Genomic DNA, 24,798 nt, shown 5'->3' with positions numbered 1-24,798 from the left:
TGGTGTCAGGGTCGTACCCGTAGACGAGGTGTGCCCGCCGTCCACCTTCAGGAGGTGCAGCCGGCCCCAGCCCTACAACCTGAGGGGGACTCCGCTTCGGGACCTGCGGCCGATCCGCCCGAGGGGCATCCGCTCCTAGCGTGGAGCCATGACCACACCCGTCTGCACCAGCGCCTCGGCCGCCGCCGCACCAAGGCGGCAGGCCCTCCCCCACCCCCGGCTCCGGCCGGGCGGGGAGACTCCCGCATACCCGACGTTCGCGTCGTACGTGCGGGCCCGCCAGACGGTCCTGCTGCGCACCGCGCGCTCGCTGACCGCGAACCCCAGCGACGCCGAGGACCTGCTGCAGACCGCGCTCGCCAAGACCTATGTGGCGTGGGAGCGGATCGAGGACCAGCGGGCGCTCGACGGCTATGTGCGCCGGGCCCTGCTGAACACCCGTACCTCGCAGTGGCGCAAGCGCAGGGTGGACGAGTTCAGCTGCGACGAACTGCCCGAACCGGAGCCCCTGCCCGGCGACGACGACCCGGCCGAGCGGCAGGCGCTGCACGACGCGATGTGGCGGGCGGTCATGAGGCTCCCGGCGCGGCAGCGGGCGATGGTCGTCCTGCGCTACTACGAGGACCTCAGCGAGGCCCAGACCGCGGAGGTGCTCCAGGTGTCGGTGGGCACGGTGAAGTCGGCGGTGTCGCGTGCGCTCGGCAAGCTGCGCGAGGACCCGGAGCTGGAGCTGGTGCGTTAGCCCGGCGTTTCCCTCCCCCTGGCTCCCCGTCGGGGCTCTCCTCGCCGGTTTTTTTCCTCCGGAGTGACTCACCCCCTAGTGACATACCGCGCGGTATGTGAGCAGAATCAGCGGAACCTCTACCACCGCCTAGGCAACGCCGCCCCGGGAGGACTCCGTGCTGAGCACCATGCAGGACGTACCGCTGACCGTCACCCGCATCCTCACGCACGGGGTACTGGTGCACGGACGGTCCCAGATCACCACCTGGACCGGTGAGGCCGAACCGCAGCGGCGCAGCTTCGCCGAGGCCGGAGCACGCGCGGTGCAGCTGGCGAACGCCCTGCGCGACGAACTCGGCGTCCGGGGCGACGACCGGGTGGCCACCCTGATGTGGAACAACGCCGAGCACGTCGAGGCGTACTTCGCGATCCCCTCCATGGGCGCGGTGCTGCACACGCTCAATCTGCGGCTGCCCGCCGAGCAGTTGGTGTGGATCGTCAACCACGCGGCCGACAAGGTCGTCATCGTCAACGGCTCGCTGATCCCGCTGCTCGCGCCGCTGCTGCCCAAGCTGCCGACCGTCGAGCACATCGTCGTCTCCGGCCCGGGTGACCGCTCCCCGCTCGCCGGGGCCACCGCGCGGGTGCACGAGTACGAGGAGCTGATCGCGGACCGGCCGAAGACCTTCGACTGGCCGGAGCTCGACGAGCGCCAGGCCGCCGCCATGTGCTACACCTCCGGCACCACGGGCGACCCCAAGGGCGTGGTGTACAGCCACCGTTCGATCTACCTGCACTCCATGCAGGTCAACATGACCGAGTCGATGGGCCTGACCGACCAGGACACCTCGCTGGTCGTGGTGCCCCAGTTCCACGTCAACGCCTGGGGTCTGCCGCACGCGACCTTCATGACCGGCGTCAACCTGCTGATGCCGGACCGCTTCCTGCAGCCCGCGCCGCTCGCCGAGATGATCGAACGCGAGAAGCCGACCCACGCGGCGGCCGTCCCCACCATCTGGCAGGGCCTGCTCGCCGAGCTCACCGCCAGGCCGCGCGACGTCTCGTCCCTGACCCAGGTCACCATCGGCGGCTCCGCCTGTCCGCCCTCGCTCATGGCGGCCTTCGACAAGCTCGGCATGCGGGTCTGCCACGCCTGGGGCATGACGGAGACCTCCCCGCTCGGCACGGTGGCCCGCCCTCCGGCCCACGCGGTCGGCACCGAGGAGGAGTTCGCCTACCGCCTCACCCAGGGCCGTTTCCCGGCCGGAGTCGAGGCCCGGCTCACCGGCCCCGGCGGGGAACGCCTCCCCTGGGACGGCGAGTCGGCGGGCGAGCTTGAGGTGCGCGGCAACTGGATCGCCGACGCCTACTACAACGGCCCCGACGCCGAGCCGCTGCGCCCCGCCGACAAGTTCAGCGAGGACGGCTGGCTGAAGACCGGTGACGTCGGCACCATCTCCCCCGAGGGCTTCCTCACCCTCACCGACCGCGCCAAGGACGTCATCAAGTCCGGCGGTGAGTGGATCTCCTCGGTGGAGCTGGAGAACGCGCTGATGTCCCACCCGGATGTGGCCGAGGCCGCGGTGGTCGCCGTACCCGACGACAAGTGGGGCGAGCGCCCGCTGGCCACGGTCGTCCTGCGGGAGGGCGCCACCACCGACTTCGAGACCCTGCGCACCTTCCTCGCCGAGGAGGGCCGCATAGCCAAGTGGCAGCTGCCGGAGCGCTGGACGGTCGTCGAGTCGGTGCCGAAGACGAGCGTGGGCAAGTTCGACAAGAAGGTACTGCGCCGGCAGTACGCGGACGGCAGGCTGGACGTCACCCACCTCTGACCACCGTCCGGCACCCACGCCGGACCCGTTCCGGCGGGGCGGGGTCACCCCGCCCCGCCGGCCGACGGCCGGGGCGCCCCCGCAGCGGCCTAGTTGGTGCCGATCCGCGCCAGCAGGTCCACGATCCGGCCCTGCACCTCGCCGCTCGTGGAGCGCTCCGCGAGGAACAGCACCGTCTCGCCCGAGGCCAGCCGGGGCAGGTCGGCCTGGTCGACGGCGGCGGTGTAGACGACCAGCGGGGTGCGGTTGAGCTGACCGTTCGCGCGCAGCCAGTCGATGATCCCGGTACGGCCGGCCTGCCGCCGCTGCACCTGCATCAGATCCATCACCACGAGGTTCGGCCGGAACTGCCCCGCCAGCGTCACCGCGTCGTCGTCGCTCGCGGCCCGCGCCACCTGCATCCCGCGCCGCTCCAGCGTCGAGGTCAGCGCCAGCGCGATCTCCGCGTGCTCCTCGATCAGCAGCACCCGCGGCGGATGCTGCTCACTGTCACGCGGCGCCAGCGCCTTCAGCAGAACGGCGGGATCGGCGCCGTACGCCGCCTCGCGCGTCGCCTGTCCGAGACCGGCCGTGACCAGCACCGGCACCTCGGCGGCCACGGCGGCCTGCCGCAGCGACTGCAGGGCCGTGCGCGTGATGGGCCCGGTCAGCGGATCCACGAACAGCGCGGCCGGGAACGCCGCGATCTGCGCGTCGACCTCCTCACGGGAGTGCACGATCACCGGCCGGTACCCACGGTCGCTCAGCGCCTGCTGGGTCGTCGCGTCCGGCGCCGGCCACACCAGCAGCCGGCGCGGGTTGTCCAGCGGCTCCGGCGGCAGCTCGTCGTCGAGCGGCTGCGGCAGCGGCGCGTCCGCGACCTCCACCGCCCCGCCGGGACCGTCCAGCGGCTCGGGCCCCTCGGCGGCGTCGGCGTCGGGTGCGCCTATGGCGTACGACCGTCCGGCCCCCTCCGTCGCCGGGGCGAGCCGGGACTGCCCGGCGAGCGACGGCTGTGCCTGCCCGGCAGCCACCGGCTCGGCCGGCGGATGCGGCCGGACCGCCTGCTCCGGCTGCTGCTCCGCGGGGTTGGCCGGGTCGGGCCGTGTGCCCAGCTTGCGCCGGCGGCCGGAACCGCCCGGCGCGTGCGGCGGCGGGGTCGCCGTCGGCTGCTGGACCTGGGCGGCTTGCCGGGAGAACGGCACGCCCTGGCCGAGCGTGCGGACGCTGATCGCCCGGCCCTGCGTCGAGTTGGGGTCGACCCCGGCACCTTCGGCGGGCAACGGCTGCGCGGCCCGCGGCGACTGGACGGCGGCGCGCTCCGCGGGGAGCGGGGTACCGGGGGCCGGCGTGCCGGACTGCGGTACGGGCGTGCCCCCACCGGACGTGCCCCCGGCGCCGGGCCACTGCTGGGGCACGTCGGGCGCCGGTACGGCCGGCGGCACGGGCCCGGCACTGGCCTCCGCGGGCAGCGGCTGGGCGCTCGGGGTACCACCGGGCGGAGTCGCGGCGGGCTGCGCCGGGAGTGCCTGACCGGGGGCCGCGGGTACGGGCCGGCCGGCGGTGTCCTGCGCGGGTGCGGCCGGGTGCGGCGCGGCGGGCGCCGGCTGCCCCGCCGCCGCGGGAGCGGCCTGCGCGGGGCTGCCCTGCCCGGCCGTACCCTGCGCCGGAACGCCGTGAACCGCCGTGCCCCGGCCCGGAGTCGGCGTCACCGCGGGATGCGGCCCGGCCTGCCCGGGAGCGACCGGCACTCCCTGAGGAGGAGTCACCTGCCCCGGCACGGCCGGGTCCGCCGGTACGGGCGCGGCCTGCGCCGGAGCGGGAGGCGTCGCCGCCGGAGCCGGCTGGGCGGCGCCCGGAGCGAGCGCGGTTCCCTGCGCCGGCGTCCCGGCGGGGTCCCCCGGCCGGGCCACGGCCCGGCGGCGCCGGCCGGTCGGCGCGCTGGTCGGATGCGGCTGCGGCGGAGTGTGGTCCGCGGACTGGTCGAGCGGTACGGCGTCGTGCCGGCCGTCGTCACCGGGCGACACCTCGGCGGACACCGGAGGCTGAGCCGGCACCTGCACCAGCCCGGCACCCTGAGCGGAAACCTGCGGCTGCACCACGGCGGCACCCGGAACGGCACCCGGGCCCGGACCGACCGGCACCCCCACCCCGTTCGCCGACTCCGCGGACCCCGGCGAGCGGTCGGCCTCGGCCGGCGGCAGGGCGAAGACCGTACGCGCACCGCCCGCCTCCGCCGCCGCGGCACGCTCCGCCGCGGCGGCCAGCGCACGCCGGCGGCGCCCCGTCGGCTGCGCGCCCTCGGCCGGAACGACCTCCGCACCCGTGACGGCCTCGGCACCCGGCGCCTGCTCGCCGCCCGCGGCGGGCAGGGCGGGCGGCAGGGCGGCCTGCGGCGCGCCGGAACCCGGACGGGCACGCCTGCCCGTCGCCCCGGGCACGCCCTGCGGCGGAACGGCGGCGCCGAGTCCCGTACCGGAGGCCGCGGCACCCGCGGCATGCTCGGCCGCGGTCACCACCGCGCCCTCGCTGACACCCTCGCCGGCCCCGGCGTCACTCTCGGCGGGCCGGCCACGGCGCCGCCCGGTACCACCCGACCCGGCCTCCGCGCCCTCGGCCGGGACCGCGGCGGGCTCCTCGGCGGACGCGGCCGCACGCCTGCGGCGCCGCCCGGTCGGTGCGGGCGCCTCGGCCTCACCGGCCGGGCCCGCGCCGGGCACGTCACCCTCCAGGAAGGCGTCGGTGGAGGACCGCCGGGCACGCCGCCGTCCGCCGCCGACGCCCTGCTCGGCGCCACCGGCCCCGTCCGTCTCACCGGTGCCGGCCGGCTGCCCGGACGGCCCCTGCCCGTCCGGCTCGGGCACGGCCGGAAGCGCGGCGACGGGCGCCTGTCCGGCGACCGTCCCGGCGCCGCCGCCGAGCGGGACCTCCAGCACGTACGCGCTGCCGCTCATGCCCGGCACCTCGTGCGTCTGCAGCACGCCGCCGTGGGCGCGGACGATCCCGCGCACGATCGGCTCGTGCACCGCGTCCCCCCCGGCGTACGGCCCGCGCACCTCGATCCGTACCACCTCGCCGCGCTGCGCGGCGGCGACCACGACCGTGTTGTCCAGGTAACCGCCCGCGGACACGGGCGAGTTGCCGGTCGCGTCGACACCGGCCACGTCCGCCACGAGATGGGCGAGCGCGGTGGCGAGCCGCTGCGGGTCGACCTCGGCCTCGATCGGCGGCGCGTGCACGGCGAACTGCACCCGCCCGGGGCCGACCAGCTCCACCGCGCCCTCGACACCGGCGGCGACGACGGCGTCCAGCAGCACCTTCGCACGGGTGATGTCCTCGGCGCCCGCGTCCAGCCGCTGGTACCCCAGGACGTTGTCGATGAGGGTCGTGATCCGCGAGTAGCCGGCCGAAAGGTGGTGCAGCACCTGGTTGGCCTCGGGCCACAGCTGCCCGGCGTCGTCGGCGGCCAGCGCCGCCAGTTCGCGCCGCAGCTGCTCCAGGGGACCGCGCAGCGACTGACCGAGCAGCGTGAGCAACTGCTCGTGCCGCCCGGCGAGGGCCTCGTACCGGTCCTTCTCCCGCTCGGCGAGCGCGGCGTACCGCTCCTCGCCGGCCGCCAGCTCCTCCGCGTGCTCCTCGCGCAGTTCCTCGAGTTCGGTGACGTGCTGCTGGCGCAGCGCCGTCAGGTCGGAGGCGTGCTCCTCGGAGAGCCGCTCCACCTCCTCGGCGTGCGCCTTCTCCAGCGCGGACTTCTCCTCGGCCAGGGTGTCGAGCGGCCGCCGGTCGGTGAAGGTCATCACGGCGCCGACGAGCTGCTCCCCGTCGCGCACCGGAGCGGTGGTCAGGTCGACGGCCACCTTCTCGTCGCCCTTGGACCACAGCACCTGGCCGCGCACCCGGTGCTTGCGACCGGAGCGCAGGGTGTCGGCGAGCGGCGACTCCTCGTACGGGAAGGGGGAGCCGTCGGCGCGCGAGTGCAGCACGAGGGCGTGCAGCTCCTTGCCGCCGAGCTCCCCGGCCCGGTAACCCAGTATCTGGGCGGCGGCCGGATTGACGAGCACGATCCGCCCGTCGGTGTCGGTGCCGACGACACCCTCGGCCGCGGCCCGCAGGATCATCTCGGTCTGCCGCTGCGAGCGGGCCAGCTCCGCCTCGGTGTCGACGGTCCCGGACAGGTCCCGGACGACGAGCATCAGCAGCTCGTCACCCGTGTAGCCGTAACCGTCGTACGCCTGCTGACCGTTCTCCAGATTCGCACTCGTGACCTCGACGGGGAACTCGGACCCGTCGGTCCGCCGCGCGATCATCCGCGTGGGCTTGGTCCGCCCCTGGGGATCCATGTGATCGGGCCGCCGCATGGACCCGGGGATCAGCCTGGAGTCGAACTGGGGCAGGAGATCGAGAAGCCCTCGCCCCACGAGAGCCGTGCCCGGCGCCTCGAAGGCCTCCAGCGCGATGGTGTTCGCGTTGACGACGGTGCCGTTGGCGTTGACCAGGACCAACGCGTCCGGCAGCGCGTCGAGTATGGCCGCGAGGCGAGCAGCGCCTCGGGATGGCCTGCTGCTCACGAGACGCTTCCTCCCTGTTACCGCACCTTGCCGACCGCTCGGGCCATCTTGCCAACCGGCCCGCGACGTGTCACGCGAGGGAGTCTAAGGGCACTCGTTGCGCCGGCGACGCCGGATGAGAGGGAGGTCCCACTACGAAGTGACACCGATCCGGCCACCACGCGCCGACCATGGCCTGAAGGCTCCGCGAGACCTTCGCGGGACCTTTACGGGACCGGTGATTCGGCCAGGGAAACCCATGGCCGCCGGACCGTCCCGGCCTAGGCGGGCGAGTCCGGCCTCGGCAGCAGCGGCACCATCCGGTCCCACCGGCCGATCTCGCATCCGTTGCTGCGGTCGTAGCCGGTGTCGACCCTGCGGCCGGCCCAGGTGCCGGTCACCCGGGCGGTGGCCGGTCCGCCGTAGAGCATGGTGCACGTGGTGCCCGGCGGCGCCACCCGGGCGAAGAGGTCCCGGCCCCACTGCGTCTGCCCGTCCAGCACCCGGCAGGCCTCCGCCGCGTCCGGGTGACTGCCGCCGTCCGGATGACAGAACAGCTCGTACGTCCCGTCCCGCCCGGCCCCGGCGTGCCGCACCACGACGGTGAGGTGATCACCGGCCCGGTCCTCGGGCGGCACGGGCGGCGGCATGACGGGCGCGGCGACGGCGGCGACGGCGGGTACGACGGAGAGGCCGAGGAGAGCCGAAACGGCTCCGAGAACGCAGAGGGCGGCTGGGCCCGGGGCGGCGCCGGCGGTCCGCCCGGGGCCCCGCTGAGGAAGAAAGACCATGCCCTGCCCAACGCCCGCGCCCGCCGGATGTTGCGTCCGCGCCTCGCCGAGCGGGAAGCCCTTTGCCCTGCGACCCGACTGCCTAGTACCGTGGGGGGCGATTGGTGACAGGGCGCTCGGCTGTGTCATCATCTGCACGCACCACTCGCGCGCTCGCGTGAGCGGTTGTGCTGGAGGCGTCGCCTAGTCCGGTCTATGGCGCCGCACTGCTAATGCGGTTTGGGCCTTAAAGCCCATCGAGGGTTCAAATCCCTCCGCCTCCGCACCGATCCCGAAGCCCCGGTCCCCAGGACCGGGGCTTCGGTGTTCCCGCCCCCTGTCACGCCTGTGCCCGCCTGAGGGTATTTCCGCAGGTCACAAGGGGTGTGCCAATCGGATTTCACATGTCGGCGGCAGTCATGTAATGTTCTTCCTGTCGCCGGGACGGGCCGAAAGGGCCGAAACGGAGAGACAAGAACAAAAGAACAAGCACTCGTAGCTTAACGGATAGAGCATCTGACTACGGATCAGAAGGTTGCAGGTTCGAATCCTGCCGAGTGCGCACAGACCAGAGGCCCCGGAGAGATCCGGGGCCTCTGGCGTTCCCTCGTGCGTGTCTGATCGACGCGGGCCCCGGGAGGGTGCGGGGCCTGGGCGGCGGGCGGGTGCGGGGCCTGGGCGGCGGGCGGGGCCGGCGTGGCGTGTCAGCACTCCTCGTCCGGGTCGTTCCGGTTCAGCTTCTCCAGATATGAGTGCGCGAGGGCGGTGGCCCGGGTGAACCAGTCCGTGATGATTGCCAGTTCCGCCGGGGAGTAGTCGGAGAACAGCTCCGTCAGGCGTTTGTAGTGACCCGCGTACACCGCCTCGACACGGGTGACGGCGGACGGTACGGCGGCCACGCGCACCCGGCGGCGGTCCGTGGGGTCGGGGCGGCGGGTGACATAGCCGGCGCGTTCGAGGCGGTTGAGGATGCCGGTCACCGCGCCGGTGGTGACGTGGGCGCGGGCGGCGAGGTCGCCGGCCGTCAGCAACTCGTCGCCGGCCTCCAGGACGAAGGCGAAGCAGGTCAGGTCGGTGACGTTCAGACCCAGCCGCCGGGCCAGTTCCTGCTGTCCGATCAGGTGGGCGGCGATGAGGTGGTCCATCGCCGACAGCGCCTGGGTCGGAGTGGCGGGCGGTCGCGGCGTGCCGTGCATCTGTCAAAATCCCTTAGCTCGTGAGATATTCGGCATGGATAACTTCTTAGCTCGTGAGGGAAAATCTCCCGGAGGCAGCCGTATGAGTCTGTACGACGAGGGTCACACGATCGCCGGCTGGACCGGCTTCGGTGTCGCGACGATGGGAAGTGCGGTGGTCGGCCTGGGGGTGTGCGAGACCTCGCTGCCGGTGGTCGACGGGGGACTGGCGGTGGTCGCCGTGAGCGTTCCGGTGACGTGGGTCCTGCATCTCATGGGCTGGGGGAAGCCGCCGGGGGTGCGGCCGCGGGGCGAGTGGGGGATGCGGGTCCGGGACGGACGGGCCCGGGAGGGGCATGCGGAGTGCGTGAGCTGCCGCGTGGCGGGGCGGGGACGGCGGACCGTCCCGGTTTTGGAGGCGGTTCCTGCCGAATCGACACCTCTGTCACCCGTCGAGTGAATGGGCTTTCGACGAACGGCAGTTGGTGATCGTCGTCCCTGGCATTCCGCGAAGAGGCCCAAGGCGCAGGACGGGGTTTCGGCTTCGGGTCTTTGCACGGCCTGCGCCGGTCCGCCGCCCGGGCCCCGTTGTCAGACCCACCCCATACCCTCACGAGTGATGGCACACGTATGGAAGTGCACGGGGCTGCGCTGGTCGTCCGACGGGCCCGTGCTGGTGTGGGACGGCGGGCGGCGCAGCGGGCTGCCCCGGGGGAAGCGGGTCGGCTTCGCGGTGCCGGAAGGCGCTGTGCGCACGTGCGTGGGGGCGCGGGGGCATGCCTGTCCGGTGCGGGCCGGGGTGCCGGGGCGGAGTACGGGAGCCCGGTGCGAGGAGTGCGCGCGTCTGGACCGGGCGCACTCGGTGGCCGCCGACACGATCGCCGACGATCCGCGGCCGTACCGGGTCTATCTGGCGTGGTTCGGGCCGGGCCTGGTCAAGGTCGGGATCACCGCCGTGGAGCGGGGCAGCGCGCGGCTGCTCGAACAGGGCGCCGTCTGTTTCAGCTGGCTCGGCACCGGCCCGCTGATGGCCGCCCGGCGCACCGAGGAGCTGCTGCGGGCCGCGCTCCAGGTACCGGACCGGATTCCGTACGCCGAGAAGCGGGCGGTGCGGTCGGCGCTGCCGCAGGCCGCGGCGGAGCGTGCCGCGGAGGTGCGGGCGCTGCACGCACGTGCCGTGGCGCTCGCCGGATGGCCGGACTCCCTGCGCCCGGAGCCGTGTGAAGTCACCGACCACGCAGGGGTGTTCGGGCTCGGCTCCGGCCCCGCGGCCGTCGGTGAGGTGGTGGAGCTCGTGCCCGGCGGGAGCGTGAGCGGTGAGCTGGTCTCGGCCGCCGGGCCCGATCTGCATCTGGCGGTCACCGGCCGCGGGGTCGTCGTCCTCGACACGCGGCTGATGAGCGGATGGGAGCTGGTGCCGGCGGCCGCTTCTGGGGTGGACGGACTCACCTTCCCCCTCAGGGAGTTCACGCGGGAGCAGGAGCGCCTGTTCTGAGGTGACGGGGAAGGCCCGGATCCCCTGTTGATCCCCTTCGGCAGTCCCAGGTGCCGCCTGAGAGATGCCTGTGTGTTTCTCAGGCAAATCACAGACAGGGGAAAGCGTCCTCTCAGAGGACGGCGACAGGGTGTCCACCATGACCACGACCTCGCCCCAGGGGCGCACCGAACTGCTCAGGCCGGACGGGAGCCCCGTCCGAGTGCTTGTGGTGGACGACGAACTGTCGATCACCGAACTGCTGAGCATGGCTCTTCGTTACGAGGGCTGGCAGATCAGGAGTGCGGGGGACGGGCAGGGAGCCGTCCAGACCGCCCGTGAGTTCCGGCCCGACGCCGTCGTGCTCGACATGATGCTGCCCGACATGGACGGGCTGACCGTCCTCGGGCGGCTGCGGCGCGAGCTGCCGGACGTGCCGGTGCTGTTCCTGACCGCCAAGGACGCCGTCGAGGACCGTATCGCCGGGCTCACCGCCGGTGGCGACGACTACGTCACCAAGCCGTTCAGCCTGGAGGAGGTCGTGGCCCGGCTGCGGGGGCTCATCCGGCGGTCCGGGGCGGCCGACCGGCGGTCCGACTCCGTGCTCGTCGTCGGGGATCTGACCCTCGACGAGGACAGCCACGAGGTGTCGCGGGCCGGGGAGTCCATCCACCTCACCGCCACCGAGTTCGAGCTGCTGCGCTTCCTGATGCGCAACCCGCGGCGCGTGCTCAGCAAGGCCCAGATCCTGGACCGCGTCTGGTCGTACGACTTCGGCGGGCAGGCCAATGTCGTCGAGCTGTACATCTCGTATCTGCGCCGGAAGATCGACGCGGGCCGCGAGCCCATGATCCACACCCGGCGGGGGGCCGGTTATCTGATCAAGCCCGCCGTGTCATGAGCAGGCGACGACGGCCGGGTCCCGAGCAGCGGCAGAAGCGGCGTGCAGGTCCCCTCGCTCGAGCCAGGTCGGGACCGCGCAAGGGACAGCCGCGCACCCTGCGGACCCGGCTCGTCGTCGCGTCGGTGGTGCTGATCGCCGTGGTGTGCGCGGTGATCGGCACGGTGACCACGCTCGCGCTGCGGTCCCATCTGTACGCCCAGCTCGAGGCCAAGGTGGACGAGACCGCCGCCCGGGCGGTCGGCCACATGCAGGCGCCGGGCGGCGCGAACCCCGGTGTGGGCCCGCGCAGTCCGGGCCTCCCGGCGGCGGACTCCGGCACACCGGGCGAGAAGGTCGTCAACCTGCTCACCAAGGGCCCGACCCAGCCCCACACGGTCGCGGCGTACGTGAAGGACGGCTCGATCGCCTCCGCCGCCGTCGCCCAGCAGCAGAACGACGACTACGGCCTGTTCAAGCGGATGCGTGCCGACGGGCTCACCAGCGCGCAGAAGGCCGCCCTGAACGCCGTGCCCAAGAACGACAAGGCGCACAGCGTGGAGATCCCGGAGCTCGGGAACTACCTCGTGAAGTACGTGACGAGCCGGGACGGCAGCGACGCCTTCTACATCGCGCTGCCCACCAAGGACGTCGACGACAACATCGACACGCTGATCCTCGTCGAGATCAGTGTCACCGCCGCCGGCCTCATCGCCGCCACGCTCGCGGGGACCGTCATCGTCGGTGTCGCCACCCGCCCCCTGCGCAAGGTCGCCAACACCGCCACCCGGGTCTCCGAACTCCCGCTGCACACCGGCGAGGTGATCCTCAGCGAGCGGGTCCCGGACTCGGAGTGCCACCCGCACACCGAGGTCGGCCAGGTCGGCGCCGCGCTGAACCGGATGCTCGACCACGTGCACGGCGCCCTGCACGCCCGGCAGCAGAGCGAGACGCGGGTACGGCAGTTCGTCGCCGACGCCAGCCATGAGCTGCGGACGCCGCTCGCCTCCATCCGCGGGTACGCCGAGCTGACCCGGCGCGGACGGGAGCAGGTCGGGCCCGACACGCGGCACGCCCTCGGGCGGATCGAGTCCGAGGCGGGCCGGATGACCCTGCTCGTCGAGGATCTCCTCCTCCTCGCCCGGCTGGACGCCGGGCGGCCGCTGCAGTTCGAGCAGACCGACCTCATCCCGCTGGTCGTCGACACGGTCAGCGACTCCCGCGCGGCGGGCATGGACCACAACTGGCGGCTCGACCTCCCCGACGAGCCCGCCCTCGTCTCCGCCGACGCGGCCCGCGTCCAGCAGGTCCTGGTCAATCTGCTCGGCAACGCCCGCAAGCACACACCACCGGGTACGACCGTCACCGCGCGCGTCCAGCGGCGCGGGCCGTGGATGTGCGTCGACGTCGAGGACAACGGGCAGGGGATTCCACCGGACCTGCTGCCGCACGTCTTCGAGCGGTTCGCGCGCGGGGACTCCGCGCGTTCGCGGTCCACCGGGTCGACCGGTCTGGGGCTCGCCATCGTGCAGGCGGTCGCCGCCGCGCACGGCGGTGCCGTGACCGTCGACAGCGTTCCCGGCCGCACGGTGTTCACCGTGCACCTGCCCGCGCTCGCCCCCGCCGTTCCCCGGCCCGCGCCCGAAACCAACTGGCAGTCGCACTCACAGGCACAGCACAGTGCCACCTCACGGGTGCGACAGGGAGCTTGACGAGAGTCGGTCCCATGCGAACCGACTCTTCTCCCGGCACCCTGCCGGCACGGGAGCACCTCCCGGCCGGAAACGCCGGTACGCCTGTCCTGGACGTAGTGATCCCTGTCTACAACGAGGAGAAGGACCTCCGGCCGTGTGTGCTCAGACTCCACGAGCACCTCACGCGCACCTTCCCGTACGCCTTCCGCGTCACGATCGCGGACAACGCGTCCACGGACAGCACCCCGCTGGTGGCGGCGCGGCTGGAGGCAGACATCCCCGAGGTCGCCAACTTCCGCGTGGAGCAGAAGGGCCGGGGGCGGGCGCTGCGGACCGTGTGGTCGGCGTCGGACGCGCCGGTCCTCGCCTACATGGACGTCGACCTGTCCACCGACCTCAACGCCCTGCTGCCGCTGGTGGCGCCGCTGATCTCCGGTCACTCGGACCTCGCGATCGGCTCCCGGCTGGCCCGCGCCTCCCGGGTCGTACGCGGCCCCAAGCGGGAGTTCATCAGCCGGGCCTACAACCTCATCCTGCGCGGCTCGCTCCAGGCGCGGTTCTCCGACGCGCAGTGCGGGTTCAAGGCCATCCGGCGCGATGTGGCGCAGGTGCTGCTGCCGCTGGTGGAAGACACCGGCTGGTTCTTCGACACCGAGATGCTGGTGCTCGCCGAGCGGGCGGGCCTGCGCATACACGAGGTGCCGGTCGACTGGGTCGACGACCCGGACTCCACCGTGCACATCGTCAGGACCGCGACCGACGACCTCAAGGGCGTGTGGCGGATCGGCAAGGCGCTGACCACCGGTTCGCTCCCGCTGGACCGGCTCACCCGGCCCTTCGGTGACGACCCCCGCGACCGCGAGCTGACCAACGTCCCCAAGGGGCTGGCCCGTCAGCTCGTCGGGTTCTGCGTGGTCGGCGGCCTGTCCACGCTCTTCTATCTCCTGCTCTACAGCGTCTTCCGGCAGTTCTCCGGCGCGCAGATCGCCAACGCGCTCGCCCTGCTGGTCTCCGCGGTCGCCAACACGGCCGCCAACCGCCGGCTCACCTTCGGGGTGCGCGGCGGCGGCGCCGTACGGCACCAGGCGCAGGGCCTGGTCGTCTTCGGCATCGGACTCGCCCTGACCAGCGGTTCCCTGGCCGCCCTGAACGCGGCCGGCGGCCACCCGGCGCACTCCACCGAGCTGGCGGTGCTCATCGCCGCCAACCTCGCCGCGACCGTGCTGCGCTTCCTGCTCTTCCGTGCCTGGGTCTTCCCGGACCGTGGCGAGATCGGCCCGGACGTGTCCACGGTGGTCGCCGCACCCACCCCGTCCTCCCCGGCCTACCGCACGAGCCCGGCCCCCGGCACCCCGCCGTACGGCACGAGCGCTCCGTACGCACCGCTGCCGCACCGGCGGCCGGTGCCCTACGCACAGCCCCACCCGACCACCCAGGTCCGCGCCGGTGAAGCCGCGGACGGCAGCTGGAGGGACGCCACCATGCAACTGCAGCCCGTGCGCCCTCACGACACCGATCCGGGGGACCCCCGATGACCACCCAGTACGAGCCGAGCGGTACGAGCGTGTGGGGCCCGCCCCGGACCGCTCCCCCGCACGCACCGCACGCGCGTCCTGCCGGTGAGCCCGGGCAGCCGTTCGTGCGCGGACTGTGGCGCGGCCGGCCCGAGGACCCCCGCTGGGCGCGCCCGGCCCTCCTCGGCCTGCTGGCCGCCACCCTCCTGCTCTACCTGTACGACCTCAGCGCCTCCGGCTACGCCAACTCCTTCTACTCGGCGGCCGTTCAGGCGGGCAGCAAGTCGTGGAAGGCCTTCTTCTTCGGTTCGCTGGACGCGGGCAACGCGATCACGGTGGACAAGCCGTCGGCGTTCCTGTGGCCGATGGAGCTGTCGGTCCGGGTCTTCGGCCTGAACTCGTGGGCGATCCTCACGCCCGAGGTCCTCATGGGCGTGGGCACGGTGGCGGTGGTCTACGCGGGCGTACGGCGCCGGTTCAGCCCGGTGGCCGGTCTGGTCGCGGGCGCGGTGCTCGCGCTCACCCCCGTGGCCGCGCTGATGTTCCGGTTCGACAACCCGGACGCGATGCTGGCCCTGCTGATGGCGCTGGCCTGCTACTTCGTCGTACGGGCGGTGGAGGACGGCCGCACCGGGTGGCTGGTCGCGGCGGGGGCCGCGATCGGTTTCGCCTTCCTCGCCAAGACGCTCCAGGCGTTCCTGATCCTGCCGCCGCTGGCGCTCGTCTACGCGGTCTGCGGTCCGGTGAAACTGAGGAAGCGCCTGGTCCAGCTGGGCCTCGCGACCGTCGCGCTGGTCGTCGCCGGTGGCTGGTGGGTGGCGATCGTCGAGCTGTGGCCGGCCTCCTCCCGCCCCTACATCGGCGGTTCGCAGAACAACAGCTTCCTGGAGCTGACCTTCGGCTACAACGGGCTCGGCCGGATCAACGGCGACGAGACCGGCAGCGTCGGCGGCGGTGGCGGCGGGAACGGCTCCGGCCGCTGGGGCGCCACCGGCTGGGACCGGATGTTCAACTCCGAGATCGGCGGCCAGATCTCCTGGCTGTTGCCGGCCGCGCTGATCCTGCTGGTCGCCGGTCTCGTGGCCACCCGCAGGCTCACGCGCACGTCCGTCACCCGGGCCTCGTTCCTGGTGTGGGGCGGCTCGTTGCTGATCACCCTGGTGGTCTTCAGCTACATGGCGGGCATCTTCCACCAGTACTACACGGTGGCCCTCGCCCCCTACCTCGCGGCCGTCGTCGGCATGGGTGCCGGGCTGCTGTGGGAGAAGCGGCAGGAGCTCTGGGCGTCGATCACCCTCGCCGCGTCCGTGGTGGCCGCGGCGGCCTGGGGTTACGTCCTGCTGAACCGGACCTCGGCCTATCTCCCGTGGCTGAAGTGGCTGGTGCTGACCGGCGGTCTGGCGGCCGCGCTGGGCCTGATCTTCGCCGGGCGGCTCTCCCGGCAGCTCGCCTTCGGGACGGCGGCGGTGGGGCTGGTGGCCGCGCTGGCCGGTCCGACGGCGTACACCCTCAGCACGGTGGACTCCGCGCACACCGGCTCCATCCCGACGGCCGGTCCGGCGGGCGCGAGCACGATGGGCTTCGGCGGCGGCATGCGCGGCGGCTTCGGCGGCGGTGCCATGCCGGGGCAGAACGGCCGGCAGAACGGGAACGGCTTCCCGGGCGGCGGCACCGGCGGCTTCCCGGGCGGGGGCATGCCGGGCCAGAACGGCCAGAACGGCCAGAACCCGCAGGGCCGGCAGGGGCAGAACGGCTTCCCCGGCGGTGCCGGGACGGCCGAGGGCGGCCGGATGGGCGGTGGCGCCGGCGGTCTGCTGAACGGCGCGACCGTGTCCTCCGCCGCCAAGCGGCTGCTGGAGAAGGACGCCTCGAAGTACACCTGGGCGGCCGCGGCCGTCGGTTCGCAGAACGCGGCCGGCTACCAGCTCGCCACCGGTGACCCCGTGATGGCGATCGGCGGCTTCAACGGCACCGATCCCTCCCCGACCCTGGCGCAGTTCGAGAAGTACGTGGCGGACGGCAGGATCCACTACTTCATCGCGGGCGGCGGCATGGGCGGAGGCATGGGCGGCAGCGGCAACGGCACCGCCTCTCAGATCAGCGCGTGGGTCCAGAAGAACTACCAGAAGGTCACGGTCGGCTCGGCCACCTTCTACGACCTCACGCGGAAGAACAGCTGACGGAAAACCGAGTTGTACACCGTATAGCGACCGCTATACGGTGTACAACATGTCTACGTCCTCAGGTCACCCCCAGCGCTGGCTGATCCTCGGCGTCATCTGTCTCGCCCAGCTCACCGTGCTGCTCGACAACACCGTCCTGAACGTGGCCATCCCCTCGCTCACCCGCGAGCTGCACGCGGCCACCTCGGACATCCAGTGGATGATCAACGCCTACTCCCTGGTGCAGTCCGGACTGCTGCTCACCGCCGGCAGCGCCGCCGACCGCTACGGCCGCAAGAAGATGCTCGTCGCCGGGCTCGCCCTGTTCGGGACCGGCTCGCTGGCGGCCGGACTCGCCGGTTCCACCGGCCAGTTGATCGCCGCACGGGCCGGCATGGGCATCGGTGGCGCGCTGCTGCTCACCACCACGCTCGCGGTGGCCATGCAGATCTTCACGCCCGAGGAGCAGCCGAAGGCGATCGGTGTCTGGAGTGCGGTCGCCGCGCTCGGCTTCGCGGGCGGTCCGCTCATCGGCGGCTTCGTGCTGAACCACTTCTGGTGGGGCGCGATCTTCCTGATCAACCTCCCGGTCGCGGCGCTGGCGCTGGTCGCGGTCGTGGCCCTCGTACCCGAGTCCAAGAACCCGCGCGGCGACCGGCCGGACCTGCTCGGCGCGCTGCTGTCCACCGTCGGCATGGCCTCGCTCGTCTACGCGATCATCTCCGGCCCCCACCACGGCTGGACCTCGGCGCGGGTGCTGGGCACGGCCGCCGCGGCGGTGGCGGTGCTCGGTGTCTTCGCCTGGTGGGAGAGCCGCGTGGCCGAGCCGATGCTCGACGTCCACTTCTTCCGGGACCAGCGGTTCGTGGGTGCGGTCGCCGGGGCCGTGCTCATCACCTTCGGGATGGGCGGAGCGCTGTTCCTGCTGACCCAGCATCTGCAGTTCGTGCTCGGGTACGGGCCGTTGGAGGCGGGACTGCGGACCGCTCCGCTGGCGTTGACCGTGGTGCTGCTCAACTTCACGGGGCTGGCGGCGAAGTGGTCCGGCCGGCTGGGTACGCCGGTGTCCGTCGGGCTCGGGATGGTGCTGATGTCCTCCGGACTGGTGGCCATCGCGGTCGCCTCCGGCGGTTACACCGGGTTGCTGCTCGGCCTGGTGCTGATCGGGGCGGGCTGTGCCGTCGCCAACCCGGCGATGGCGCACGCCGTCATGAGCGCGATCCCTCCGGAGAAGGCGGGGGTGGGGGCCGGGATCAACGGAACGTTGGCCGAGTTCGGGAACGGTCTTGGTGTTGCCGTTCTGGGGGCTGTGCTCAGCTCTTCCGTGGCGTCGGGGGAGTCGTTCTCGGCGGGACTCGGTGCCGGTCAGCTGGTGGGGGCGGTTGCCGTGCTGGTGGGGGGGTTCCTCGCGGCGGCGTTGCTGCGGCGGGCGGAGCGGCAGGTCGCCTGAGAGCCAGGGGCGTGCGCGCCCCGTGCCCCTTAGGTTGGATCAGTGAGCGGAATCGAGAGAGGTGCGCCGGTGGCGAAGGACGCGGGACGGTCGGCGCGGGCCAGTGTGTGGCTGGAGGCGAAAGCCCGCCGGGGCGGTCGCAGCGGCGGCCAGCCCTCCGGACTCGACCGTGAGCGGATCACGACCGTGTCCGTACGGCTGCTGGATGCCGAAGGGCTCGAGAAGTTCTCCATGCGGCGGCTGGCCGCGGAGCTGAACGTCACCGCGATGTCCCTGTACTGGTACGTCGACACCAAGGACGACCTGCTCGAACTCGCCCTGGACGCCGCCTTCGGGGAGCTGCGGCTGCCCGACCCGGACGCCGAGGGGCAGGACTGGCGGGAGCAGTTGCGGGCGCTGGCGACCGACTACCGGGCGCTGCTGGTGCGGCACCCCTGGCTGTCGCCGCTGGCGGGGCGCTATCTCAACATCGGCCCGAACTCGCTCGCCTTCTCCCGCGTGGTCCAGCGGGTCGTCCGCCGGGCCGGGCTGCCCGCTCACGGGGTGACGGGGGCGATCTCGGCGGTCTTCCAGTTCGTGTACGGCTACGGCACGATCGAGGGCCACTTCAGCGCCCGGATCGCGGACACCGGGCTGAGTGCCGACGAGTACTACCAGCAGGCCATGGCCATGGTGGCCGAGGTCCCGGAGACCGCCGAGGCCATCGAGGAGTCCAAGGACCTCATGGCGGCCCGCGGCGGGGACACGGTCGCCGAGATGCTGGACCGCGACTTCACCTTCGCCCTGGACCTGCTGATCGCCGGCATCGAGGCCATGCTCGACCGCGACTGACGCCCCCGCTCACCGGTCGTCGCTCAGCCGCGCGGGGAATCCGCCGGTTGCCACCGGTCCCCAGCGTTCGGGCGTCACCCGGATGATGGACTTGCCCTGCTTGACCATCGCCTCCCGGTACTCGTCCCAGTCCGGGTGTTCGCCCGCGATGTTGCGGTAGTACTCGACCAGCGGTTCCACCGAGTCGGGGCTGTCGAGGACCTCGGCCGTGCCGTCGATCTGGACCCAGGGGCCGTTCCACTCGTCGCTCAGGACGACCAGGCTGACCCGGGAGTCGCGCTTGGCGTTGCGGGTCTTGGCGCGCTCGGGGTAGGTGGACACGACGATCCGGCCCGAGTCGTCGACCCCGCAGGTCAGCGGGGAGGCCTGCGGGCCGCCGTCGGCGCGGCGGGTGATCAGCAGGGCGCGGTGGCGGGGTCGTACGAAGTCCAGCAGCTCGTCCAGCGACACACGGGTGTTGGTAGCGATGTTCGGTGCCATGGGGGCAGCCTAGGGGCAGTGCGTGCCCCCGTGGCTGACCCTGCTGTGCCTACGCCTGGGGCAGCGAGTCGCCCTGCACGGCCTGGATGTCCAGCTCCACCTTCAGCGTCGTACCGATCGCGGCGATGCCCGCCTGGAGGACCTGGTTGTAGTTCATCGCGAAGTCCTCGCGGTGCAGTTCGGCCGTCGCACGGAACGCGGCCCGCGTGCCGCCCCACGGGTCGGCGCCCGTGCCGAGGTAGGCGAGGTCCAGGTCCACCGGTCGTACGACCCCGTGCATGGACAGCTCGCCGTGGACCGTCCAGCGGTCGGAGCCGGCCGCCGTCACGCCCGTGGAGCGGTAGGTGATGTCCGGGTGCTGCTCCACGTCGAGGAAGTCCCCGGACTTCAGGTGCGTGTCGCGCATGCCGTTGCCCGTGTCGATGGACGCGGCCTTGATCACCGCCTCCACCCGCGACTTGGTGACGTCGTCCGGCGCGATCTCGATGGTGCCGCCGAACTCCGTGAACCGCCCGTGCACGCTGGAGATCCCCAGGTGCTGGGCGACCGCGGCGACGGACGAGTGCACCGGGTCGATGGTCCAGGGCCCGGGCGGCGGCAGCTCGGTGCCGCCCTGCCGGGCCAGCGTGATCGTGCCGACCTCGGCCCGGCCGCTCGCGGTGACGATCGCGGAGGACGCCGCAGGCGCGTACCCGACGGCCGTCACGATCACGGTGTACCCGCCCGGCGCCAGCTCGGTGACGTCCCGTACGGCCCCCTCGGCGTCCGCCTCGGCGCGCAGCACCTGCGTACCGGTCATGTCGGTCACCGTGACGATCGCGTGCGACACGGCCCACCCGTCCCGCGTACGGATCTTCGCGGTCAGTCCCATCCCGTTTTCTCCCTGTAAAGCCTTACAAATTGGTCATATGACGAACCGGCCCGTGGCGGGGCGTCTCCGCTGGAGCGTGCCCCGCCACGGACCGGCCGGAACTACTCGCCGGGGTGGGCGAGTTCGATGTCGTGGCCGTCGACTCCGGGGCCGGCGACGGTCAGCGCGGTGGCCACCGGCGGGTAGCCGGTCGCGATGACCGTGTACTCGCCGCCGTCCAGGTCGGTGAAGGCGTACGCGCCGTCCGCACCGGTGGTGGCGCTGCCGACCACGTTGCCCGCCTGGTCGACCAGGGTCACCCGGGCGTCGGCCAGCGGGCCGTGCGGGGCCCGGACGACACCCTGGAGCTGGGCGCCGGCGTCCAGGTCGATCTCGGTCCGGGTGATCCCGGTGGCGCCGATCTCGACCGGCAGTGCGCGCGGCCGGAAGCCGCTCGCGTTGACGGCCAGGGTGACCGTGCCCGGCACCAGGTCGGTGAAGGCGAACTGGCCCTGCTCGCCGGTGGCGGCGGTGGCCAGCAGGTCACCGCGCACATCGGTGACGATCACCATGGCGTCCTTGACCGGCAGCGCGCTCCCGGCGGCCCGGACCACACCGGTCAGCCCGCTGGTGCCGCTGAGCAGGATGTCGTACGACAGCGGCTCCTGGCCCACCACGACGGTGGAGGCCTGCGGCTGGTAGCCGTCGGCGGAGGCGATCAGGACGTACGACCCCGTGCCCGGGGCGTCGACGGAGTAGGCGCCGTCGGCCTGGGCGACCGCGCGGCCCAGCTGGCGCCCGGCCAGCGAGATCAGGGTGATCGCGGCCTGCGGGACCGGGGCGCTCTCGGCGCCGCGGACGAAACCGTGCACCGGGGTCCCGCCACCCGTGCCGGGCTCGGCGATCGTGGCGACGGCGGTCGCCACCGGCTGGGCGGCCGTGGCCTGTGCCCCGGGGGAGCCCGCCGCCGACACGACGGGCTCGGCCCAGCTGGGCACCTTCTGCTGTGCGGGTTCCTGCACGGTGTTCTCCACGATCGTTTCCACGGGGGTGGCGGCTTCCGCGATCACCCCGGCCTTCTCCTGCGCGGCCTGGGCCAGCGCGCCGGACGTCCGCAGCGGGACCTCCTTGATGAACAGCACCGTGATGAACGCGATCAGGGCGAAGGGGGCGGCGTAGAGGAAGACGTCCGCGATGCCGTGGCCGTAGGCGCCCTCCAGCCAGTTGCGCACCGGCTTGGGCAGCGCGTTCATGTCCGGCAGATCGCTTCCGCCCACGGCCTTGGCGGCGGCCATCCGCGCCTTCGGGCTCAGGTCGGTGATGCTGTCCTTGGCGTAGTGGGTGATCCGCTCACTCATCACCGAGCCGAGCACGCCGACGCCGACCGCACCGCCGAGGGAGCGGAAGAAGCTCACCGTGGAGGAGGCGGCGCCCAGGTCCTTCGGGGCGACCTGGTTCTGCGTGGACAGCACCAGGTTCTGCATCATCATGCCGACGCCGATCCCGAGCAGCGCCATGTAGACGGACAGCTCCCAGTAGGGGGTGTCGTAGCGCATCAGGCCGAGCAGGGCCAGACCGGCCGTCAGGAACACACCGCCGGAGACCAGCCAGCCCTTCCAGCGGCCGGTGCTGGTGATGAACCGGCCGGAGACCATGGAGGCGACGAACAGACCGCCGATCATCGGGATGGTCATGACGCCGGACATCGTCGGGGACTTGTCGCGGGCCAGCTGGAAGTACTGCGAGAAGAAGACGGTGCCCGCGTACATGCCGACGCCGACGAACAGTGAGGCCAGCGAGGCCAGCGAGATCGTGCGGTTGCGGAACAGACGCAGCGGGATGATCGGCTCGGAGGCCCTGGTCTCGGTGAACACGAACAGCAGCGCGAGCACGATCGTGCCGCCCACCATCGTGTACGTCTGCCAGGACAGCCAGTCGTACTTGTCGTTGGCGAAGGTCACCCAGACCAGCAGCAGCGAGGCGGCGGCGGTGATGAAGAAGGCGCCGGTCCAGTCGACCTTGACCTTCCGCTTGGTGACCGGCAGGTGCAGCGTCTTCTGCAGCACGACCAGCGCGATCAGCGCGAAGGGGATTCCGACGTACAGGCAGTAGCGCCAGCCGAGCCAGGAGGTGTCGGTGATGACACCGCCGAGCAGCGGGCCGCCGACGGTGGCGACGGCGAAGGTGGCGCCGGTGTAGCCGGAGTACCGGCCGCGCTCCCGCGGGGAGATCATCGCGGCCATGATGACCTGCACCAGGGCGGACAGACCGCCGGCGCCGAGGCCCTGGATGACACGCGCGCCGATCAGCATCGCCGGGTTCTGCGCGAGACCCGCGACGACCGAGCCGATGATGTAGATGACCAGGGATATCTGGACGAGGGCCTTCTTGCTCACCAGGTCGGCGAGCTTGCCCCACAGCGGCACGGAGGCCGTCAGGGCGAGCAGCGCCGCGGTGACGACCCAGGTGTAGGCGGACTGGCCGCCGCCGAGGTCCTTGATGATCGTCGGCAGTGCGTTGGTGACGATCGTCGAGGAGAGGATGGCGGCGAACAGGCCCAGGAGCAGGCCAGACAGCGCCTCCATGATCTGCCGGTGCGTCATCGGGGCGTGCTCAGCGGAGGAGCCTCCCCCGTGCTTGGCATGAGCCCGCACACCGGCTGGTGTGGTCGTTGCCATGGGCTTCCTTTTCTTACGTGCTTGCGGGTGTACGGGTGGTCTCTTCGACTACGGGAGCGGCTGCGGCGGCCGGGAGCCGGACCGGGGCGGACCGGCAGTCGCCGAAGGACGCGCGCAGGCGGGTCATCAGCCGGATCAGCTGGGCCACCTCGTCGTCGGTCCAGTCGGCGAGCCGCTCGGCGAGCAGATGCGAGGTCCGCCGGGACAGCTCGTCGAGCTGCTCCAGGCCGGCGGGCGTCAGGCGCAGGATGCGCGAGCGCTTGTCCGCCGGGTCCGGATGCCGCTCGATCCAGCCGCGCGCGGCGACGTGCGCGACATGCCGGCTGGTGACCGACATGTCCACGGCGAGCAGCTCGGCGAGCTTGCTCATGCGCATGTCTCCGTGGCGGCCGAGCAGAGTCAGCACGGCGGCCGAGCCGGTCGGGCAGTCGGGCGGCAGGATCCGCCCCAGGTCCCGTTTCACGGCTCCGACGGCACTGAGCTGACGTGCCAGCTCTTCGAACTGCGCCTGCCCGGCCATCACACCTCCCGTATTCGTTGCTTGGGGCAACCATAGGCCTGTTTGGTTGCTGCAGGCAAATAAATCGGTGGTCCGAGGGTGCAAAAACTTGGCAAAGGCAAGTATTGCGACCGTAAATGCGCAGGTGGCTGCGGGTGAGGTGCCCCCGTCTGTCCCGGTGGCCCCGCACTTGGGTCGGTCACGTGGATTCGCTAGTGTCTCGGGCCATGGCTAACACCCAGGGCCCCCAGGGCAATTACGACCCCGCCGGCAGCACCCAGATGTTCCGCGCGTTCGTCGACGAGGCCCCCCAGGGCCGGCAGCAGCAGGCGGCCGCCGCCTCCTCCTCGGGTCCCCGCATCGGCGTGATCGTCGGTGTCATCGTGGCCCTCGCCGTGGTCGCCGGTGTCGCCTGGCTCGCGCTGAAGTAGGACTCACCGGCCAGGACCGCCCGGGACCACCGGGTCCCGGCGATCACTCCCACCGGACGGACACGTCCCGCGTCTCGATGTGCATGCCGAGCGGCACGCGCCAGGCGTCGACGCACACCGTCCAGGTGGGACGCCTGCGCGCGCCCGGCGCGATCGGCACCGGGAGGTCCACCGTCGAGTCGACCGTCGCCCAGTCGATGCCGAGCGAGCCGATGACGTGTGTCCCGAACGTCACCGAGCCCGAACGCACCGCCGTGCCGCCGGAGTTGTGGAAGGCGACGGTCACCTTCTGGCACCAGCGCTGATCCGTGGCCTCGGTCGCCGGCCTGCCCCAGGAGAGGGCGGCGGGTGTGGGCGGGGTGCTGTGACCGGGCGTCGGCGTGGACGGGTCCGGTGCGGGTGGCGCCGGCGTCGTACGACCGGACGGGCCGGGCGTGCCCGGCGAGGGTGCGGTCTGCTCCGGGCCGCCGGTGCCGGACGAGCCGCTCGGGCGGGCGGATCCGGGCGCGCCCGCCGCGGAGCCGGGCTCTTGGGGGCTGCCGCTCGGCGTACCCCCGCCGCTCCTCGCTCCGTCCAGCGGCACCAGGGACACCGAGCCCGTCGGTGTGGCCGCCGCGCCCTGCCCGTCCGGACCGCCCGCCGGGCCGACCGCGGCGTAGCCGCCGTCCGGGCCGTGGCTCCCGCACGCGGCCACGATCCCGCCCAGGACGACGACGGCCGCCGACGCTGCCGTAACGGCGCCTCGGCGGCCACGTGTCCATGTCGCACGTGTCGTTCGCTCGCTGTCGTCCGGCCCTGTCGCTCGCGGCATCGGGCCAGTGTCACTGAC

19 protein-coding genes and 2 tRNA genes are annotated in these 24,798 nt (G+C 72.6%); 13 read left to right on the top strand and 8 right to left on the bottom strand.

What is annotated here, in order from left to right; genetic code table 11:
• Window positions 1–148 precede the first annotated feature (148 nt).
• Together AB0D93_RS00550 and AB0D93_RS00545 are read left to right on the top strand one after the other, a co-directional pair.
• Window positions 149–742: a SigE family RNA polymerase sigma factor gene (locus tag AB0D93_RS00550; protein WP_362110494.1), complete on the top strand. Its 594-nt coding sequence runs from the start codon at window positions 149–151 to the stop codon at window positions 740–742.
• A 157-nt stretch (window positions 743–899) separates the two neighbouring features.
• On the top strand, window positions 900–2,555 hold the full coding sequence (locus tag AB0D93_RS00545; protein ID WP_362110492.1) for a long-chain fatty acid--CoA ligase: 1,656 nt from the start codon (window positions 900–902) through the stop codon (window positions 2,553–2,555).
• Between the two features lie 89 nt (window positions 2,556–2,644).
• Here AB0D93_RS00545 and AB0D93_RS00540 read toward each other — a convergent pair whose 3' ends face one another.
• Together AB0D93_RS00540 and AB0D93_RS00535 are read right to left on the bottom strand one after the other, a co-directional pair.
• Window positions 2,645–7,102, bottom strand: a complete 4,458-nt coding sequence (locus tag AB0D93_RS00540) for a PAS domain-containing protein (protein WP_362110489.1) — start codon at window positions 7,100–7,102, stop codon at window positions 2,645–2,647.
• A gap of 260 nt (window positions 7,103–7,362) precedes the next feature.
• Window positions 7,363–7,872: an SSI family serine proteinase inhibitor gene (locus tag AB0D93_RS00535; protein WP_362110485.1), complete on the bottom strand. Its 510-nt coding sequence runs from the start codon at window positions 7,870–7,872 to the stop codon at window positions 7,363–7,365.
• Window positions 7,873–8,044: 172 nt separating this feature from the next.
• Here AB0D93_RS00535 and AB0D93_RS00530 point away from each other — a divergent pair.
• Together AB0D93_RS00530 and AB0D93_RS00525 are read left to right on the top strand one after the other, a co-directional pair.
• Window positions 8,045–8,135, top strand: a tRNA-Ser gene (locus tag AB0D93_RS00530).
• A 205-nt stretch (window positions 8,136–8,340) separates the two neighbouring features.
• Window positions 8,341–8,413 (top strand) — tRNA-Arg (locus AB0D93_RS00525).
• Between the two features lie 142 nt (window positions 8,414–8,555).
• Here the strand turns inward: AB0D93_RS00525 and AB0D93_RS00520 are convergent.
• On the bottom strand, window positions 8,556–9,047 hold the full coding sequence (locus AB0D93_RS00520) for a MarR family transcriptional regulator (protein WP_362110482.1): 492 nt from the start codon (window positions 9,045–9,047) through the stop codon (window positions 8,556–8,558).
• 82 nt (window positions 9,048–9,129) lie between these two features.
• On the opposite strand from AB0D93_RS00520, the gene AB0D93_RS00515 reads away from it, so the two are divergent.
• From AB0D93_RS00515 to AB0D93_RS00480, 8 genes are all read left to right on the top strand, one after another.
• The gene (locus AB0D93_RS00515) at window positions 9,130–9,486 is read left to right on the top strand and encodes an HGxxPAAW family protein (RefSeq protein WP_362110479.1); all 357 of its coding nucleotides are present in this window, start codon (window positions 9,130–9,132) and stop codon (window positions 9,484–9,486) included.
• A gap of 159 nt (window positions 9,487–9,645) precedes the next feature.
• Window positions 9,646–10,521, top strand: a complete 876-nt coding sequence (locus AB0D93_RS00510; RefSeq protein WP_362110476.1) for a DUF2797 domain-containing protein — start codon at window positions 9,646–9,648, stop codon at window positions 10,519–10,521.
• A 139-nt stretch (window positions 10,522–10,660) separates the two neighbouring features.
• Window positions 10,661–11,401, top strand: a complete 741-nt coding sequence (locus AB0D93_RS00505) for a response regulator transcription factor (protein ID WP_228624329.1) — start codon at window positions 10,661–10,663, stop codon at window positions 11,399–11,401.
• Window positions 11,398–13,092, top strand: coding sequence for a HAMP domain-containing sensor histidine kinase (locus tag AB0D93_RS00500; RefSeq protein WP_362110472.1), 1,695 nt, complete (start codon window positions 11,398–11,400; stop codon window positions 13,090–13,092). The genes AB0D93_RS00505 and AB0D93_RS00500 overlap by 4 nt, the downstream gene beginning before the upstream one ends.
• Window positions 13,093–13,106: 14 nt before the next feature.
• Window positions 13,107–14,609, top strand: a complete 1,503-nt coding sequence (locus tag AB0D93_RS00495; protein ID WP_362110469.1) for a glycosyltransferase — start codon at window positions 13,107–13,109, stop codon at window positions 14,607–14,609.
• Window positions 14,606–16,768, top strand: coding sequence for a glycosyltransferase family 39 protein (locus AB0D93_RS00490; RefSeq protein ID WP_362110466.1), 2,163 nt, complete (start codon window positions 14,606–14,608; stop codon window positions 16,766–16,768). Before AB0D93_RS00495 ends, AB0D93_RS00490 begins: the two co-directional genes overlap by 4 nt.
• Before the next feature lie 49 nt (window positions 16,769–16,817).
• Window positions 16,818–18,200, top strand: a complete 1,383-nt coding sequence (locus AB0D93_RS00485) for an MFS transporter (RefSeq protein WP_362110463.1) — start codon at window positions 16,818–16,820, stop codon at window positions 18,198–18,200.
• A gap of 69 nt (window positions 18,201–18,269) precedes the next feature.
• Entirely contained in the window at window positions 18,270–19,031 is a 762-nt protein-coding gene (locus AB0D93_RS00480; RefSeq protein ID WP_362111816.1) for a TetR/AcrR family transcriptional regulator, read from the top strand.
• Window positions 19,032–19,040: 9 nt separating this feature from the next.
• Here the strand turns inward: AB0D93_RS00480 and AB0D93_RS00475 are convergent, their stop codons facing one another.
• The 4 genes from AB0D93_RS00475 to AB0D93_RS00460 all read right to left on the bottom strand — a co-directional run bounded on the left by AB0D93_RS00475 (window position 19,041) and on the right by AB0D93_RS00460 (window position 23,559).
• Window positions 19,041–19,511 carry a PPOX class F420-dependent oxidoreductase gene (locus tag AB0D93_RS00475; RefSeq protein WP_362110460.1) on the bottom strand — a complete coding sequence of 157 codons (471 nt, stop codon included), beginning with the start codon at window positions 19,509–19,511 and terminating at the stop codon, window positions 19,041–19,043.
• A 49-nt stretch (window positions 19,512–19,560) separates the two neighbouring features.
• Window positions 19,561–20,382: a YceI family protein gene (locus AB0D93_RS00470; RefSeq protein ID WP_362110457.1), complete on the bottom strand. Its 822-nt coding sequence runs from the start codon at window positions 20,380–20,382 to the stop codon at window positions 19,561–19,563.
• Window positions 20,383–20,483: 101 nt separating this feature from the next.
• The gene (locus AB0D93_RS00465) at window positions 20,484–23,039 is read right to left on the bottom strand and encodes an MFS transporter (RefSeq protein WP_362110454.1); all 2,556 of its coding nucleotides are present in this window, start codon (window positions 23,037–23,039) and stop codon (window positions 20,484–20,486) included.
• A gap of 13 nt (window positions 23,040–23,052) precedes the next feature.
• A complete protein-coding gene (locus tag AB0D93_RS00460) occupies window positions 23,053–23,559 on the bottom strand; it encodes a MarR family transcriptional regulator (RefSeq protein ID WP_362110451.1) in 507 nt (168 codons plus the stop codon).
• A gap of 206 nt (window positions 23,560–23,765) precedes the next feature.
• Between AB0D93_RS00460 and AB0D93_RS00455 the strand changes: the two genes are divergently transcribed.
• Window positions 23,766–23,969, top strand: coding sequence for a hypothetical protein (locus AB0D93_RS00455; protein WP_362110449.1), 204 nt, complete (start codon window positions 23,766–23,768; stop codon window positions 23,967–23,969).
• A gap of 43 nt (window positions 23,970–24,012) precedes the next feature.
• On the opposite strand, the gene AB0D93_RS00450 is transcribed toward AB0D93_RS00455, so the two are convergent.
• The gene (locus AB0D93_RS00450; protein ID WP_362110446.1) at window positions 24,013–24,780 is read right to left on the bottom strand and encodes a hypothetical protein; all 768 of its coding nucleotides are present in this window, start codon (window positions 24,778–24,780) and stop codon (window positions 24,013–24,015) included.
• Window positions 24,781–24,798 lie beyond the last annotated feature (18 nt).

The organism is Streptomyces sp. NPDC048191 (assembly GCF_040652655.1).
Lineage (GTDB): Bacteria > Actinomycetota > Actinomycetes > Streptomycetales > Streptomycetaceae > Streptomyces.
The sequence above is the reverse complement of the archived record's forward strand: the minus strand, read 5'-3'. Positions and strand labels throughout refer to the sequence as shown.